General features: G+C 46.2%; 15 protein-coding genes. 4 read left to right on the top strand and 11 right to left on the bottom strand.

The window, feature by feature from the left end; translation table 11 throughout:
• Positions 1–57: 57 nt before the first annotated feature.
• From phoU to ACX0G9_RS19490, 6 genes are all read right to left on the bottom strand, one after another.
• Positions 58–723 carry a phosphate signaling complex protein PhoU gene (phoU, locus tag ACX0G9_RS19515; RefSeq protein ID WP_459066632.1) on the bottom strand — a complete coding sequence of 222 codons (666 nt, stop codon included), beginning with the start codon at positions 721–723 and terminating at the stop codon, positions 58–60.
• A 73-nt stretch (positions 724–796) separates the two neighbouring features.
• On the bottom strand, positions 797–1,555 hold the full coding sequence (gene pstB, locus ACX0G9_RS19510; protein ID WP_459066631.1) for a phosphate ABC transporter ATP-binding protein PstB: 759 nt from the start codon (positions 1,553–1,555) through the stop codon (positions 797–799).
• The gene (gene pstA, locus ACX0G9_RS19505; protein WP_459066630.1) at positions 1,537–2,385 is read right to left on the bottom strand and encodes a phosphate ABC transporter permease PstA; all 849 of its coding nucleotides are present in this window, start codon (positions 2,383–2,385) and stop codon (positions 1,537–1,539) included. Before pstA ends, pstB begins: the two co-directional genes overlap by 19 nt.
• A 75-nt stretch (positions 2,386–2,460) precedes the next feature.
• The gene (gene pstC / locus ACX0G9_RS19500; RefSeq protein ID WP_459066629.1) at positions 2,461–3,450 is read right to left on the bottom strand and encodes a phosphate ABC transporter permease subunit PstC; all 990 of its coding nucleotides are present in this window, start codon (positions 3,448–3,450) and stop codon (positions 2,461–2,463) included.
• Positions 3,451–3,485: 35 nt separating this feature from the next.
• Positions 3,486–4,616, bottom strand: a complete 1,131-nt coding sequence (gene pstS / locus ACX0G9_RS19495) for a phosphate ABC transporter substrate-binding protein PstS (protein ID WP_459066628.1) — start codon at positions 4,614–4,616, stop codon at positions 3,486–3,488.
• Positions 4,617–4,698: 82 nt separating this feature from the next.
• Entirely contained in the window at positions 4,699–5,964 is a 1,266-nt protein-coding gene (locus tag ACX0G9_RS19490) for a hypothetical protein (RefSeq protein WP_459066627.1), read from the bottom strand.
• A gap of 433 nt (positions 5,965–6,397) precedes the next feature.
• Here ACX0G9_RS19490 and ACX0G9_RS19485 point away from each other — a divergent pair, with 433 nt between their 5' ends.
• Together ACX0G9_RS19485 and ACX0G9_RS19480 are read left to right on the top strand one after the other, a co-directional pair.
• On the top strand, positions 6,398–7,048 hold the full coding sequence (locus tag ACX0G9_RS19485) for a DUF47 domain-containing protein (protein WP_459066626.1): 651 nt from the start codon (positions 6,398–6,400) through the stop codon (positions 7,046–7,048).
• A 50-nt stretch (positions 7,049–7,098) separates the two neighbouring features.
• The gene (locus tag ACX0G9_RS19480; RefSeq protein WP_459066625.1) at positions 7,099–8,115 is read left to right on the top strand and encodes an inorganic phosphate transporter; all 1,017 of its coding nucleotides are present in this window, start codon (positions 7,099–7,101) and stop codon (positions 8,113–8,115) included.
• Between the two features lie 15 nt (positions 8,116–8,130).
• Here the strand turns inward: ACX0G9_RS19480 and ACX0G9_RS19475 are convergent, their stop codons facing one another.
• From ACX0G9_RS19475 to ACX0G9_RS19455, 5 genes are all read right to left on the bottom strand, one after another.
• Positions 8,131–9,240: an efflux RND transporter periplasmic adaptor subunit gene (locus ACX0G9_RS19475; RefSeq protein ID WP_459066624.1), complete on the bottom strand. Its 1,110-nt coding sequence runs from the start codon at positions 9,238–9,240 to the stop codon at positions 8,131–8,133.
• Positions 9,241–9,264: 24 nt separating this feature from the next.
• The gene (locus tag ACX0G9_RS19470; RefSeq protein WP_459066623.1) at positions 9,265–12,504 is read right to left on the bottom strand and encodes an efflux RND transporter permease subunit; all 3,240 of its coding nucleotides are present in this window, start codon (positions 12,502–12,504) and stop codon (positions 9,265–9,267) included.
• Between the two features lie 7 nt (positions 12,505–12,511).
• A complete protein-coding gene (locus ACX0G9_RS19465) occupies positions 12,512–13,969 on the bottom strand; it encodes a TolC family protein (RefSeq protein ID WP_459066622.1) in 1,458 nt (485 codons plus the stop codon).
• 89 nt (positions 13,970–14,058) lie between these two features.
• Positions 14,059–14,436, bottom strand: coding sequence for a hypothetical protein (locus tag ACX0G9_RS19460; RefSeq protein WP_459066621.1), 378 nt, complete (start codon positions 14,434–14,436; stop codon positions 14,059–14,061).
• A 190-nt stretch (positions 14,437–14,626) separates the two neighbouring features.
• Positions 14,627–14,929: a hypothetical protein gene (locus ACX0G9_RS19455; protein WP_459066620.1), complete on the bottom strand. Its 303-nt coding sequence runs from the start codon at positions 14,927–14,929 to the stop codon at positions 14,627–14,629.
• Positions 14,930–15,151: 222 nt separating this feature from the next.
• On the opposite strand from ACX0G9_RS19455, the gene ACX0G9_RS19450 reads away from it, so the two are divergent.
• Entirely contained in the window at positions 15,152–15,652 is a 501-nt protein-coding gene (locus ACX0G9_RS19450) for a DinB family protein (RefSeq protein ID WP_459066619.1), read from the top strand.
• Between the two features lie 88 nt (positions 15,653–15,740).
• Positions 15,741–16,634, top strand: an 894-nt coding sequence (locus ACX0G9_RS19445) for a nitrilase family protein (RefSeq protein ID WP_459066618.1), incomplete at its 3' end; no start/stop codon positions are given.

Genomic DNA, 16,634 nt, shown 5'->3' with positions numbered 1-16,634 from the left:
GTTTGTTTTTAGCGGATGTTCATTTAAACGGAGCTCACGAACCGGATTTCTCCCGGTTTAGGAATGTTTGTTCTTGTGTTTAAGGACTTTAGCCTCGAGATAAAAAATGATCTCTTCGGCAATATTCTTCGACTGGTCTCCCACTCTTTCCAATCTGCGGATGATGGACAGGATATACAATCCCTGGTCCAGATCTTCCGGATGATCCTTCAGATAGGATTCGATGGTTCGGTTGGCGTTCATGTTTATATTATCCAGGAACTCATCCTTTTTGAATACTCCCCGTGCCAGGATAGTATCTTCTTTTTCAAAGGCCGTCTGGGTATCCTCCAGGATAACGATAGCCTCTTCGTACATCTCCAGGATACGGGATGATTTCAGCAAGCCGTCGGGGAAAGGGGAGCCTGCACTGATAATATATTTCGCAATTCCATCTGCAATATCCCCGATCCTTTCCAGATTGGAATTGATCTTCAGTACCGCCAGCAGGAAACGGAGGTCGATAGCAACGGGGCAATACAGGGCAAAGATATTTTCACAATCACGGTCGATCTTTAATTCGCTGCCGTTGACTCTTTTCTCTTTTTGAACGACTGCTCTTGCCAGGTCTTTGTCAAAACTCAGGAAGGCCGCCCTGGCATTGCTCAACTGGGAATGCACGAGCGCCCACATATTAGAGACCTCTACCTTCAGGAGTTGTAATTCTGCTTCAATTTGTGCCATAACTATAAAAATATGTATTATTTGTTCTTATTCATAACCGGTCAGATCCGGGAAATATCCTGGTTACCTGCGGTTAGCTGAAACGTCCGGTAATATAATTCTGTGTACGGTTATCTTTGGGGTTGGTGAACATCGTCTTGGTTTCATCGTATTCCACCAGTTCCCCCATATAGAAAAAGGCAGTACGGTCACTGACCCTTGCGGCCTGCTGCATATTATGTGTCACGATAATAAGCGTATAATTGGTCTTCAGCTCATGGAATAACTCTTCGACCGTGGAAGTGGAGATGGGATCCAGGGCAGAAGTCGGTTCATCGAACAACAGGACTTCAGGCTCCATAGCAACTGCCCGGGCGATACAGAGACGCTGCTGCTGTCCGCCGGAAAGGAAGGACCCTTTTTTATTAAGCGAGTCCTTTACCTCATTCCACAGAGCAACCCGGGTAAGAGAATGCTCTACGATCCTGTCCCTTTCAGCCTTGGCCAGTTTAACGCCATTCAGTTTATAACCTGCAATGACATTATCATAGATGCTCAGGTTGGGAAAAGGGTTAGGCCGTTGAAACACCATTCCGATCTTCAGTCGAACAAAGATGGGGTGCATTTCATATACATCTTCGTTATTGATTTTCATTTCTCCTTTGGAGGTAGCGCCGGGAATCAGTTCATGCATACGGTTGATGCAACGCAGATAGGTGGTCTTTCCGCAACCGGAAGGGCCCATTACCGCAACCACCTGATTCCTTGGAATATCGATGTTTACATTCTTAACGACATGATTGCTCCCAAAATAAGCGTTAAAATCCCTGCTTTTTATAATTGTACTTTCCATTTTCTTGTTATCAGCTTTGTAAAAATATTGAGCAATAAGACCCAGGCCAGCAAAATCAGGGATGCGCCCCAGGCAAGGTCATGCCAGTCATTGTATGGACTGGTAGCATAATTGAAGATCAGCAAAGGCAGACTCTGCATCGGTTTGGTAATATTCGCGGAAAGATAAGGATTCCCGAACGCCGTAAATAAAAGTGGAGCTGTTTCCCCGGTTATACGTGCTATGGAAAGCATGACGCCGGACATGATCCCGCTAATCCCGCAAGGAACGATCACCTTGAAAATCACCCGGTGAAATGGCATACCCAGGGCAAAAGCGGCTTCTTTAAGGGAGTCTGGCAATAACTTGAGAGTCTCTTCCGTAGACCTTACCACAATGGGCAACATCATAATGGCCAGCGCTACACTACCGGACAAGGCGGAAAATCCGCCGAGTGGCTTGACCAGCCAAAAATAGGCGATAATCCCAATAACGATAGAAGGTACACCCTGCAGAATATCCACCGAAAGACGGGCCCAGTAAGCCAGCCTGCTTTTTTTATTCTCGCTCAGATAAATGCCGCATAAAATCCCAATGGGAATCGCTATGGCAGCTGCTACCACAATAATGATCACACTTCCAAGCAGGGCATTGGCAATCCCGCCGCCCGATTCTCCCACGGGTTTGGGCACATTGACGATAAAATGCCAGTTGATCTTGGTAATACCGGCCTTGATGATAAAAGTTAGTATCGCTAACAAAGGGATTACACAGGCAAAAGCGAAAAGGATAGTGAGTACCTGAAACCCCCTGCTTTTACCGATCCTGTATTTTACACTACCTATATTCATGCGGAAATGTTTTTTTCATGCCTCTGTTTCAATCTATTCACAGGTCTTTTATTTATTGGAAGGGCACAAGATTTACTATTCATTCGTAAACCGGTCAATGATCTTTTTACCGATGACATTTATCACTACGGTAACCAGGAAAAGGACCAGGCCAAGTTCGATAAGAGCAGACAGATATACGGCCTTATCTGCTTCCGTGAACTCATTCGCGATTACGCTGGCCATTGTATTGCCGGGAGCAAAAATATTTTTCGGAATGATACTGGTATTCCCGATCACCATCGTCACGGCCATAGTTTCTCCAAGGGCCCTTCCCAGGGACAGCAGAATACCGGCAAAAAGGCCTGACTTCGTATAGGGAATAACTACATTACGGATCACTTCCCAACGGGTAGCACCTAACCCATAAGCGGCTTCTTTCAACGGAGACGGAACCATTTGGATCATGGACCTGCCGAGGGAAGCGGCGTAAGGTATGATCATTACTGCCAGGATCAGAGAGGAACTGAAGATCCCCACGCCGACCGGTTCAACGCCGATCTTTGTTTCAAAGCTCCTGACGATCGGAACCAGTACGGCTAATCCCCAGAAACCATAAATTACGGAAGGCACCGCAGCGATCAGCTCCACGATATTTTTCAACAGATTGGGCAACCATCCTTTCGGATAATACTCGCCCAGGAAAATGGCGATGGCCATCGAAAAAGGAATGGAAATGATCAGGGCAAGGAATGAACTCAGCAGCGTTCCCAACAGGAACGGCCAGGCGCCATAAACATCCTGTACGGGATCCCAGACCTTGCCCCACAGGTATTTCGGACCCAACGCTTTGATGGAAGGCAGGGATTGCAGGATCAGCGTCAGTAAAATGCCCAGCACCAGGATCACCATGAACAGACCCATAATCACCAGGGTTCGTTTGAACACATTTTCCGTACGGATCTGGCGAAAGGATCGCCTTACTTTTGTTTTTGCTTTCACTGTTTCCGGTGATTTTAAAGAATTAGGAACCCGCAGGGAAAGATCCCTGCGGGTAATTAATTCATTCTCAACAGATGTATCCATAACTAATTATTCATCCGTAAATAATATCTTTTTATTTATTGAAGGATCGGCTTGCCATCAAAAGTCGCCGATTTCAAAATAGCGTCTCCGACGGCTACTGCTGCGGGAGAAAGAGGCGCGTAATTAAGGGCGCCGCTGAATTGTTGGCCATCATGGATTGTCCAGGATAGCAACTTCAATAACTTGGTTGCCCTGTCCAAAGAACGGTCATTGTATTTTTGTTCTTTGTAGATCAGCACCCAGGAAAACCCGGAGATGGGGTAACCATCTGCTGCATCTGTATTGGTCAGTGATACTTTAGAATCAGGAGGGATCTGGATATTGGCGGCAGCTGTTACACTGGCAATGCTGGGGGTAATAAAATTCCCAGCTTTATTCTGCACTTTTGCATAAGCCATATTGTTCTGAACGGCATAAGCCAGTTCAATATATCCGATTGCCCCTGGTGTTTGTTTGACCAGACCGGCAACACCTTCATTCCCTTTTCCACCTAATCCTACGGGCCAGTTCACGGAAGAACCTTTTCCTACTTTGGTACTCCATTCTTCGCTAACCTTCGAAAGATATGTAGTGAAAATATTGGAAGTACCGCTGCCATCCGAACGATGAGAGATTACGATGGAGGTAGCAGGCAATTTTGCCGTTTTGTTGATGGCCGCGATCTTAGGATCGTTCCATTTGGTAATTTTTCCCAGGAAAATATCCGCCAGTACTTCAGGAGATAAAAGGAGGGTATCCTTTACTTCGGGCAGGTTATAACTTAAGACAACCGCACCGGCTGTAACCGGAATGTGAAGAGCTGGTCCAGATAAAGCTGAATCCTGTTTGCCGTTCATCGGAGCATCGGAAGCTCCGAAATCAACGGTTTTGTTCGTCAATTGGGAAATGCCTGCGCCGGAACCTACGGATTGGTAATTTACTTTGAGACCGTTCAATTTGTTGTACTCGGAAAAAACTTTCGAAAACAAAGGGTTATCGAACGAGCTGCCTGCTCCGATGAGCGCATTATCGTCACTGTTGCCTTTTGCCGTACTGTCCGATCCGGTGGCGCTGCCGCTGCCGCCGCCGCAGGATACCAGGCTCACGCCAAGGGTAGCTAAAAAAAAGCCTGCGGTTAAAGAATTCCTGATGGAAAAATTCCTGAAGGTGAACAAAGTTGATTTCATTTTTTTTACTTTACTTAAGGTAGTTAAGAATTCTACTTTTATTTGTCGGTTTTCCCTGTCTGGCAGGGGGGGTGAAAACTATTTATTTTCCAAACGTGAAAAAGAAAGTCATCCGATAGACCAGGTCATAATCGCTTTTCAGACTTCCGCTGGTATTATCCAGTTTGCTCTTATAATTATTATACCAGATATTAGGCATAAAGTGAACATTTTTGGCTGGGGTGAAGTCCAGACCCGCGGTTATGAATTGTTCCTTGGTGGTAGATTCATTATAATTGGCCAGGTTACCGGTATACTTCGTATAGATGGCATTATTTATTTTGCTATTCGGGTCCGTCATATCGTAACGGGCAAAGAATCTCAGTTTACCGGTGATTACATTGCCATGTACGTAAAGGGAAAGGCCTTTTGCCGCCTCGGAAAGTGTATCGACGCCGGTCGCCTTTGTGGCGAACAGATCGTTCTTCAGATTGTTGATATACCCTTCGGCGCCAATCGTCAGGGCCGGGGTATTATAGGCTATATACCCTTTCAGCATCTGACGGGAATGATGCCAGGCGTTACTTGCGGCCGTAGCTCCGGAAGCCGGAGTATAAGACTGCCAGTTCAAACGCTGATAATCCGCATACAAATCGAAAATCAGTTTTTTGTCAAAGAACATGGCATAAACATCGCCATAAAACCATTTATAACTGGATCCTTCCGGTTTGTCCCCGGTACCGTTACCTACCATGATGTTATACCCATAATTTCCTTTCGCATCAAATTTACCCTGCAGTTCGGCGCCAAGGTCATAAGAAGGCGTACGGCGGATATCGGATATGGTTCTCTCGATGGATCGGTAGGACCAGACCTTTTCCGCTATCAGGGGGAAGGCAGGAGTGGCCACCTGTCCAACGATGAGATCGGTCCCTTTCCAGATATTTTTCCAACGGATATTGGCCAGTTTGATATAAAAAGTCAATTTATTATTCTGCAGTAAATCTCCGTTCTGGGCAGGATTGCTGGGAGGATTGAGCGCAGGGAAATTATCTTCGGCTGCCAGCAATAATTCCGCTGAAAACCGGGAGGTTATATTATAATCATACCCCAGATAAATACGGCGGAACTGGAAGGCGTTCCTGCTAGTTGGAATACCTGAGTATTGATTATTATTTCCCCTCTTCAGCGAATCACTATGGCTCTTGTAAAAAAGATCCCCGAACATATAGCCCCATATCCTTCCGGAGTTAGCGGCTCCGGCTTTAAATGCGGAATCGGAGTTTAACAGGTATTGAGCTTTTAAAGAACTGGTTAACATAAATAAAATACCGGCAAACAAAAGTTGTAGTTTGATTCTCCTTTTCATAAATAAATCCCAGGTTGTTTCCAAAGCCTACAGGTTAAACCTGATAGGCTCGGTGGTTAAAAAATGTAGTCTTGAATTAATTAACTGGTCTTGAATAATTGGTCTTGAATAATTCTCTGGTGCAAAACAAATCCTAACCAATGACCGGAATGTTACCGGAATATTACCTTAATGTTAACAGTTTCAAAAAATGAACCATGTGATGACCCCATTCAAATATAACTAAATGATTATCAACAGTTTTAAAAAAAGGAAGTTTTTTAATGTAACAAGTTAGCCTTATGAATTTTTAGGGTCAATTCCTTCCAAGTACCTGGTGTTAAGAAATTATTATCAAATGGCTTTATGGTTTACCCACTCACATTAGCTCTACATTTGCCCTGACTTTTAAGGCTTTGATGCTGATTTTCGTGGTACTTATATTACTTTATCTATGAGGGGTTTTAATTCGATCGTTCAACTATTCATGCCCAAGGACAGGGTTTTTTATTCTCTTTTCGAAGAGGTGGCTGACAGTGTGGCCAAAATGGGCTCCTTATTAAAAGAGGTCGTATCGGAGCCTGATTATGACAAGCGGGCAGCGCTGATCCTGAAGGTAGAGACGCAGGAACATATCAATGACGATTTTACCCACCGGATCTTTACGGAATTAGGCAGGAATTTTATTACTCCTTTCGACCGGGAGGATATCCATTATCTGGCCACTGCATTGGATGACATCTGCGATTATATTTATGCCGCCGCAAAAAAAATCAATTTTTATAAGGTCAACCCCAATGATCCCGGAATCCAGAAAATGGCGGAATTGATCGAACAGGCGGCCTGGCATACCAGGCTGGCGGTAAAGGAACTACGGAATATGCGGGACATGCGTAAGATCACCGATGCCCTGGTTCGGGTGAATAGTATTGAAAACCAGGCCGACGATATCTTTGACATGAGCATCGAACGTCTTTTCGAAACGGAACCGGATGCCAAAGAGGTAATAAAGAGACGGGACATCTACCAGGTTATGGAGATCGTCACCGACAAGTGCGAAGACGCCACCAATGTGATCGAATCCATTATTATTAAATATGCTTAAAAAATCGGGATGATCCCTTGCCGGCTAAACATCCCGTATCCTGTTAGTTCATGACTCTTCTACTTCTTATTATCGTGCTGGCCCTGATCTTTGATTATATAAATGGATTCCACGACGCGGCCATATCCATTGCCACTGTCGTATCCACAAAAGTACTTACCCCCTTTCAGGCCGTATTATGGGCAGCCTTCTTCAATTTTGCGGCTTTTTTCATTTTTAAATATTTTATCGGAGAATTCCGGATCGGTAATACCATTGCGAATTTCGTGACCCGCGACTTTATTACACTTCCCGTCATCCTTGCCGGACTGATAGGAGCCATCCTGTGGAACCTGCTGACCTGGTGGTTTGGCATTCCATCCAGTTCTTCCCATGCACTCCTGGGCGGATTCGTAGGCGGGGCGCTGGCACACGCTGGGGGATTGGCGGATCACGGAAAAACGGTGATCAATTACGTATTGGTTGTCCCTACCTTTCTTTTTATTTTCCTCGCGCCGCTGATCGGGATGATTGTGGCCTTTTTTATAACGGTCCTCATCGTTAACCTATTTCAAAGATCCAATCCGTACCGGGCAGAGAAATGGTTCCGTCGCCTGCAATTACTTTCTTCCGCCCTGCTAAGTCTGGGGCATGGCGGCAATGATGCACAAAAGGTATTGGGCATCATTGCCGCTGCTATGGTGGCTAACGGCGATCTGGATTCCATTCAACATCTTCCTGCCTGGGTACCGATAGCCTGCTTTACCTCAATTGCCCTGGGAACGCTAAGCGGCGGATGGCGAATTGTTAAAACAATGGGTACCCGTATTACCAAGGTTAGTCCATTGGAAGGTGTTTGCGCAGAGACAGCAGGGGCCATTACCCTCTTCCTTACGCAGACATTAGGCATACCGGTAAGCACGACCCATACCATTACTGGTGCGATCGTGGGAGTCGGCGCCACCAAAAGATTATCCGCAGTCCGGTGGGGAGTGACCATCAATCTGGTATGGGCCTGGATCCTGACCATTCCCGTCAGTGCTATCCTTGCTGCGCTTGTCTACTGGATCAGCCGGTTTTTTATTTAGTGTACGTTTCTTTGGCTACTGAATCTTTGTTCCTTCTTTTATTCCATCATTGGCATTGACGATCACCCTATCATGCAATTGCAGCTCTCCGAAAACCTCCATCGAATCATGCCTGGAGTTCCCTTCCTTAATATCCACCCAATACGCCTTGTTATCTTTCACCGTGATCACATATTTTTTTTCGGTCGAAGTAACGATCGCCGATTGAGGCACGATCAGTGAATTCGTGTTGCGTTTGACAGGCAGCACTACTTCCGCATACATACCGGGTTTCAGGAGATTCTGGCTATTGTTCACATCCACTTCTATAACCTCCGAACGGTATTTCATATTTAAGGAGCCCGCAGAACGGCTGATAGCTCCTTCGAAGATCTTACCCGGGAGGATACTTACCCGGAACGTAACGACAGTGTGACCGGATAACTGGTTACTGTATAATTCCGGCACATCGATGACCAATCTCAATTTATTCTGCTGTTCCAGCACCAGCATAGGTTTGTCTTCCGATTTTTGAGCAGGTCCAACAAGGGCCCCCGGATGTACATTACGTTCCGTGATCACACCATTAAAAGGTGCTATTACGTTGAGATAATCCTTTGTTGCCTCCAATGCTTTATAATTGGCTATCTCTCCCTGAGTGGAGGCGCTGTCCGCGAGCATTTTGGCCCTTGCCATTTCAAGGTCATGGGCCGAGACAGTTCCCGGCATTTTATTGGCTACCAGTAACCGGTCGTAATTATCCTTGCTGGCCAGGAACAAAGCATAAACCTGCAGGTATTTGGATTTGGCGGAAAAATATTGCTGTTCGATTTCCGGTGCCTCCAGCCTTACCAGTAACTGCCCTTTTTTAACGAGCGACCCCCGGTCTACAGGTATATCTTTTATAAATCCATTCACCTTAGGATAAACATCGACCCGTTCGAAAGGTTTTAACACAGCAGGAAGCGAAGCCGTAGAACCAAGCTGCCCCTGCGTTACCTCTCCGAGTATATATTGAGCTTTTAGGGGAGTGGCCGGTTCCCTGTCTGAAGGATCTTTATCCGATGGCTTTTTTTCTTCCTGGTTACAAGCCAGGAAAATGCACATCACTATAGCTGGAAGAATATATTTTATTAAGGCGTTCATATATTTAATTTTTGAGTATTATTTTTATTGTTCAGTAGGGAAACCGGGTTCCGAATCATCCCCGGGCATCAGGGATGGTGATGAAAATCCTGTTTTACCCTGGATAAGGGAATATACCTGGGGAAGGATCAGCAGAGCGGATAGCGTGGAGAACACCAGGCCGCCAATTACCGCGCGGCCGAGCGGCGCCGTCTGATCGCCGGCTTCTCCCATCCCGCTGGCCATGGGGATCATACCTGCTATCATGGCAAGACTTGTCATCAGGATCGGGCGCAACCGGATGGAAGCGCTGACAACGGCTGCGCGGGTAGCGTCCCTGTATTCCAAACGCAATTTTTCCGCATTGGTAACGATCAGAATGGCATTGGCCACAGAAACACCGGTAGACATGATCATCCCCATATAAGACTGGAGATTCAGCGTAGAGCCCGTGAGCAGCAGGGCGATCAGGGACCCGAGGATCACAGCAGGAACGGTTGTCAGCACGGCCAGGGATACCTTAAACGATTGGTAATTGGCTGCCAGCAACAGAAAGATCACCACAATGGCGATCAGCAGGCCGTTCTGCAATCCACTAAGGGTCTCTACCAGCAGGCTGGAAGTCCCTTTTATTTCGGCAACCAGCCCCCGGGGAGGGTCACCGATACTTTTAATGGCTTTTTGCACGGAGGAGGTGGCGGATCCCAGGTCCATCTTAAAGATGTTGGCACTAACGGTTACGTACCTTCTGGGCCCGGCCCGGTCATATTCACCGGGAACGCTGTCAATGGAAAAAATCGCCACATCTTCCAACACGGGTCTTGCCTGTCCTTCGACCAGGGGTATTTCCTTAAGATCTCCGACTTCATGCATGATATATTCCGGGATCTGTACCTGCACCTGGTAGGTATAAGAAGTCCTGTCGTCCAGCCAAAGATTTTTCTGGGTATACCGGCTGGATGAAGTAGCCGCAGTAACCGACCGCGCGACCTCGGATAAATTCATACCCATCTGGGCCGCCTTGAACCGGTCGACATTTATATTGATCACCGGGAATTTTAAAGGCTGTGCGATTTGCACATCCCTGAGGAAAGGGATCCTGGTAAGTGCTTCGGTCAATTTACCCGCATAATCCCCGATCTGTTTCATATCCCGGCCTGACACCCGCACTTCAATTGGAGTCGATGCTCCCTGGCTCATGATCTTCTCCGTAAGATCGATCGGCTCGAACGAAAGTTTCATTTCCGGAAGCCGTTGGGCAATCTTTTTCCGGACCTTGTCTTTCAGGTCGTCAATATCCACTTTGTATTTTTCATCCAGGTTCACCTGCAGGATACCTTCATGGGTGCCGCTGTTGAAAACATAGAGATTACTGGATCCGAAATTGGTGGGTACCGGTCCTACGAAGGCGGAGCTAATGGACACATGCCCGTCCACGATAGTATCGATAATAGCCAGCACCTGATGCAGTTTATTTTCCGTCACCTCCAGGCGGGTCCCGTCAGGCTCTTTGATGCGAAGCTGGAACTGACCCGTATTCACTTTTGGCATCAGGTCTTTTCCGATATAATAAAAGGCAAAACCAGCCGCTCCGAATACAACCAGAAAATAGAACAGGACCGTAATCCGACGGCTGCGCATCATCGACTCTATCCTTTTGGAGTAAGCCATTTTGAATCGCTCGAACCGGTCATTTTTTTCAGGAACCGTCTTTTCGTTCCGGAAATGCAAATCGACCTCATCTACTTCCGCTTCATTTAAGGCGAGACCGGCATGCGCGTGTTTATGGCCGTGTCTGTACATGAATTTCTCTGCCTTCAACATCCAGTTGGCCAGGACAGGCACCAGGGCCTGCGCCAGGAAATAGGAGGCGATCATGGCAAAACCTATCGATAAGGACAAAGGAAGGAACATCGCCTTTGGCACCCCTGTCATAATAATAGCTGGAGCGAACACGGCCAGGATACATAGTAAGATCAACAAGAGCGGAAAAGAGATCTCTTCACAGGCATCATAGATAGCCTGGCGTTTGGGCTTCCCCATTTCCAGATGCTGATGGATATTCTCGATCGTAACAGTAGCCTGGTCGACCAGGACGCCGATGGCCAGGGCCAGGCCGCTGAGCGTCATAATATTAATGGTCTGGCCTGCCAGTTTCAGACACATAACGGCGCTCAATACGGAAACGGGTATAGTGATGATCACGATCAGGCTGCTTCGCAGATCCTGAAGGAACAGAAGCACCATCAGGCCAGTCAGAATAGCCCCCAGAATACCCTCGGTTATCAGGCTTTTTACGGCATTGATGACGAAGATGGATTGATCGAATTCGTAAGAGACTTTTACATCTTCCGGAAGAAGAGTTTGTATCTCGGGCAATTTTGCCTTTAAGCCTTTCACTACATCCCAGGTCGAGGCGTCTGAGGTCTTTACCACCGGTATATACACGGATCGCCTCCCGTTCACCAGGGCGTAATCAACAGTAATATCTGCAGCGTCCGCTACTTTTCCGATATCATGCACAAAGATGGTGGTGTTACCGCTGGTTACCACAGGAATATCCGAAAATGCCTCCACTTTTTGTTCCAGCGAATTAAGTGTGGTGATATACATGGTATTGTTGATCCGGATATTTCCTGAAGGGCTGATGGAATTATTTCTGGCTATCGCAGCCACCACCTGATCGGGTGATAAATTATAACTCCTGACTTTGTCGGGATCGATATTGATGATCACGGAACGGGCATTGGAGCCGAACGGTGGCGGCGCTGATAATCCCGGAACGGTTGCGAACATCGGTCGCACCCGCGTAAGCGCCAGATCATAAATATTTTTCAGCGAGCGGGTTGGGCTGCTGAACACCAATTCCCCAACCGGCAGGGAAGAGGCATCGAAGCGAACTACCTGTGGGGGTAAAGCGCCCGGCGGGAAAAAGGCGGATGCCCGGTTCACCTGCAGGGCAACCTGCGCCGAGGCTTCCGCCATATCCGTCGTTTCGTAAAAAGTAAGTTTGATTATACTGATCCCCTGAATGTTCTTGCTTTCGATATTCTTAATTCCATTTACATAAAGGAATTGATCCTGCATCCTGGTGGCAAAAAATCCTTCCATTTGTTGCGGTGACATCCCGCCATAGGGTTCAATCACATAAATGGTAGGCAGGTTCAGCTTTGGAAAGATATCGATAGGTATGGTAAAAATGGCCAATACCGAGAACAGCAATACCCCGAGGGTGATCACTATAATAGCGATCGGCTTTTTTAAACCCGCTGACACTAATGACATAGAAGAATTATTTTAAAGTAGATAAAAGTTGATAGATCTCATTGGCTGCGTAAGCTTTTTGAACAATAGCCCTCCACACCCCGTCTTTGGTATTAATGAGATCCGTCTGCGCCCGGTTAAGCACATAAAAGGCATTCGTGAGATCCATTATATTCGCCAGCCCGGCATTGTATTGGGCCTGGGTCTGTTTATAGGCATTCATGGCTGCATTTAATTGCACCGGAATCTCGTAGAATTTATTGAGTGCGGTATTGAGGTTCACGGAAGCCTGAAGCGCGGCATTGGAGAGCACCTGCTTTTGTTCTTCATACTGATGCAGGGCCGACTCGGTCTGGAACCGCTGCACGTTCAGCCTGTCCTTTTCTCTTCGGAGATTAAAGAGATCATAGGTGATACCAAATCCGGCGAGGTAGTTATAACGGGTATAACCCAGACCGGATGAAAGATCCTTATCGATACTGCCATTCACATTAATGCTGGACCCCTTCATCCAATAGGCGCCCAGTACATATAGTTTGGGGAGATAGGCCTTACGGATGGATTGCTCCTGCGCCTGACCGTTCTCATAGATCGAATGGTAATAATTCAGGAAGGGATGGCTGGAAAAGGAGGTATCGTTAAAAACATAAGTAGACGGAAGCCGGCTTGTGGATCCCAAAGAACCAAATAACAAACTGTCATTGCGGAGATCCGGTTCTATGGCTACCGTATCCAATCCCGTCAACAGGGCTAATTGTACTTTAGATTGCCGGAAAAGATTGGAAACATCCAGGTAATCGAGTTTGGCCCTGGAGTAAGCTGCATCTGCCAGGCTACTGTCTACTCCCGGACGGAGACCGCTGACTACATAATTTTTAATCGCTCTCCGGATGGTATCGGCGCGTTGTAAGTTTTCCAACTGGACCTGCTCAAGGAAATAATTCTTTATAAGATCGAAATAAGACTGTAATACGATAGAGGAAAGATAAAATTGTTCCTTTTGCAGAACCATGCTGTCCACCTTCACCCGGGAACCTGCTTCCCGGATTTCTGCTTTATATCCTCCAAAATTGCTGACCTGCCATTGAAGATAAGCCACTCCTATATTGCCGGAAGAGACCGTCCCGCTATTTTCCGGACGGGCACTTACCCCGGAAAGAGAGGGAACCATCCCTCCTGAAAAGTAAGCGCTTCCCAAATTGTTGCTCGTACCGGCATCGACCTGCTCGAACAGGTTCAGAGAGGGTAAACGACGGTCTTTTGTTTCCGTCACTCCGGCTTTGGCCGACAACAGCTTTGCCCGGAGGGAATGAATTGATGGATAGTTCCCTAAAGTCAGGTCAATAGCACTATTCAGGGTAAGTGGTATATTCCGCGTAAGGAGATTATTTCCGTTTTGTGAAAATGCATTCAAGGTGCTGCCCATACAAATACAGACAGGTAAAAGATAGCTGATAAAAAAACTCAGCGGTTTCTTTCGTTCCATAATAAATATTGATTGAATAACTAATCAGGCCAGCGTTTATCTATAGAAGAAAAAAACGGGGCCAATTCGAAAAATGATGGGGGATATGATTAGCTAATCGAAGGAGGCCCACGGAGAAAGGAACATCCCGTGACCTGTTGATGACTTCCGTCGGGGAGGAATAACGAATAATTCAGGTCACAATAGATAAAACCCGGTTGAATAGCAAGCAGTTTGACTACGATCGCCTCGCTGATCAAGGTTTTCCTATGCCGTTTTTCATCATGTCCGGTATGGCTCGAGGATGTCCCGGAAACTAGATAAGGAAGAGGATGGAAGGCCTTATTTTGCGGTTGTCTGATCTGGTCATAATGGTGATCCTGAAAGACAGCCTGCTGGTTGCCCTGTTGCAGAAAAGCCTGCGATACATAAGACGTATGTCCCGAAAGAATAGTCAGGTATCCGGCCAGGCAAACCAGCAAATACATAAAAAAAAATTGTTTTCTACGCCTCATCGAAAAGCTAAGGTATAAAAAATTAACCTTACGGGCCTGATGTAGTCTTAAATTTTCACAAGGGTATGTTAACGGGCAGTTAACCGGTCAGAAAGGAGACCGTCCCTGAAACAAGCAGGGATGCTGTTACAGGGACGGGAGCGTATACCGGAACCGGGGTAAACTATTTTACTTCGGACTTTTCCTGGATCTTTTTTGCGGATTTTTTTGGAGCTTTTCCGGCAGTCTTTTTCTTGCCACGGGTTTCCTTTGTTTTTTGTTCCTTCAGCTTTTTGCCGGCCTTTTCCAGATCGCGGCTGATCAGTTTGCTGACCATTTTAACATGAGTGGCCAACTTTTTCTCTCCCAGGTTCTGCTTGTATGCTGATAATGCACCTGTTAATGCTTCTGCGATCTCCTGGCGCACCTGCTTTTTAGGGGTTAGTTTTTTTGTGGAGATTGGAGTTGCTGTCTCTTTTTGATTCATACGAAAAGTGTTTTTATTATTAATGCGAAGCGACAAAATTAATATTAAAATAATGTACGCAATGTTAAGTTTTAACAGAAGTAGTTTATTTACCTGTTCAAATCGCTGAAATACAAAGAAGTAGAAATTTTGATCTGCAGGATATCCTACTGACATAAGGGTGTCACAACCCGGATGTTACTTTGATCCGGAAACAAAAACATTCATCAAAAACCATCTTTTATGTTAATAATATCCATGTTGCTGGAAGAATTGGAAAAAGAAGCTCAGACTACACGTAAAATGCTCGAACGGGTCCCAACGGAATATTTTGACTGGCAGCCCCATAAAAAAAGTATGTCCGTAGTCAGGCTGGCCACACATATTGCCGAATTGCCTGGCTGGGTAACGATGGCCGTGACAACCGATGAACTGGATTTTGCCAATAAACCTTATGAAAGATATCCTGTTAATAACAACCAGGAATTAATGAACTATTTTGAAAAATCCCTTGCCGATGGAAGAGCCAATTTAGCCAAAACGAACGAGGATATCCTTCTGCAAAATTGGACCATGCGCAATGGCGATCAGATTTACGAAGTCGCAACCAAAATAGAGATCATACGCATGTCTTTTTGCCAGATCGTGCATCATCGTGCACAGTTAGGTGTTTTCCTACGCTTGCTTGACATTCCGATCCCCGGCAGTTACGGGCCCAGTGCAGACGAAATGGAAGCCGCGTAAATTAACAGGGTTTTACAGAAGCGCCTTGCTGCAATTTTAAAAAAAACAGTTTACTTGCACTAATCTTTTAAAACACGTTAGTGCAATCATGGAAAATATAAAAATCGCCACCGCACAATTCGAGCATCGGAGCGGAGATAAAACATACAATCTCAGCATCATTAAAGATCTTTCTGCAAAAGCTGCTGCCCAGGGGGCACAGGCCATTGCTTTTCATGAATGCAGTATTACCGGTTATACCTTTGCAAGGAAACTTTCCAGGGAACAAATGCTGGACCTCGCCGAAATTTTGCCGGAAGGCCCAAGTATCCGTAAGCTGACAGAGCTGGCACAGGAATATAACATTACCATTTTAGCCGGCCTGTTCGAGAAAGACAAAGAAGACAATCTCTATAAAGCATATGTATGCGTTGATAAGAACGGGATGGTCGCCAAATTCAGGAAGATCCATCCCTTTATCAATCCGCATCTTCTTCCCGGAGATCAATATGTCATCTTTGACCTTCATGGATGGAAATGCAGCATCCTCATCTGTTATGACAACAACATTATTGAAAATGTAAGGGCGACAACTTTATTAGGGGCAGAGATCCTTTTTATGCCGCATGTTACGATGTGCACCCCTTCTACACGGCCAGGCGCAGGTTTCGTGGATCCAAAGCTGTGGGCAAACAGGGAAGCAGACCCTACCTCTCTTCGTCAGGAATTTGACGGACTGAAGGGGCGGAGCTGGTTGATGAAATGGCTGCCTGCCAGAGCCTATGACAATGCCATTTATGCCGTTTTTTCCAATCCTGTCGGGATGGACGATGATCAGTTAAAAAACGGAGGTTCGATGATCCTCGATCCGTTCGGCGATATATTGGCAGAATGCAGGCATTTTGAAAATCAGTTCGTGATCGCAACCCTTACTCCGGATAAACTGGAAAAGGCAGGGGGCTACCGTTATAAAAAAGCCAGAAAACCTGAGCTATACAGAGAT

This window comes from Flavitalea flava (assembly GCF_054461575.1).
The sequence above is the reverse complement of the archived record's forward strand: the minus strand, read 5'-3'. Positions and strand labels throughout refer to the sequence as shown.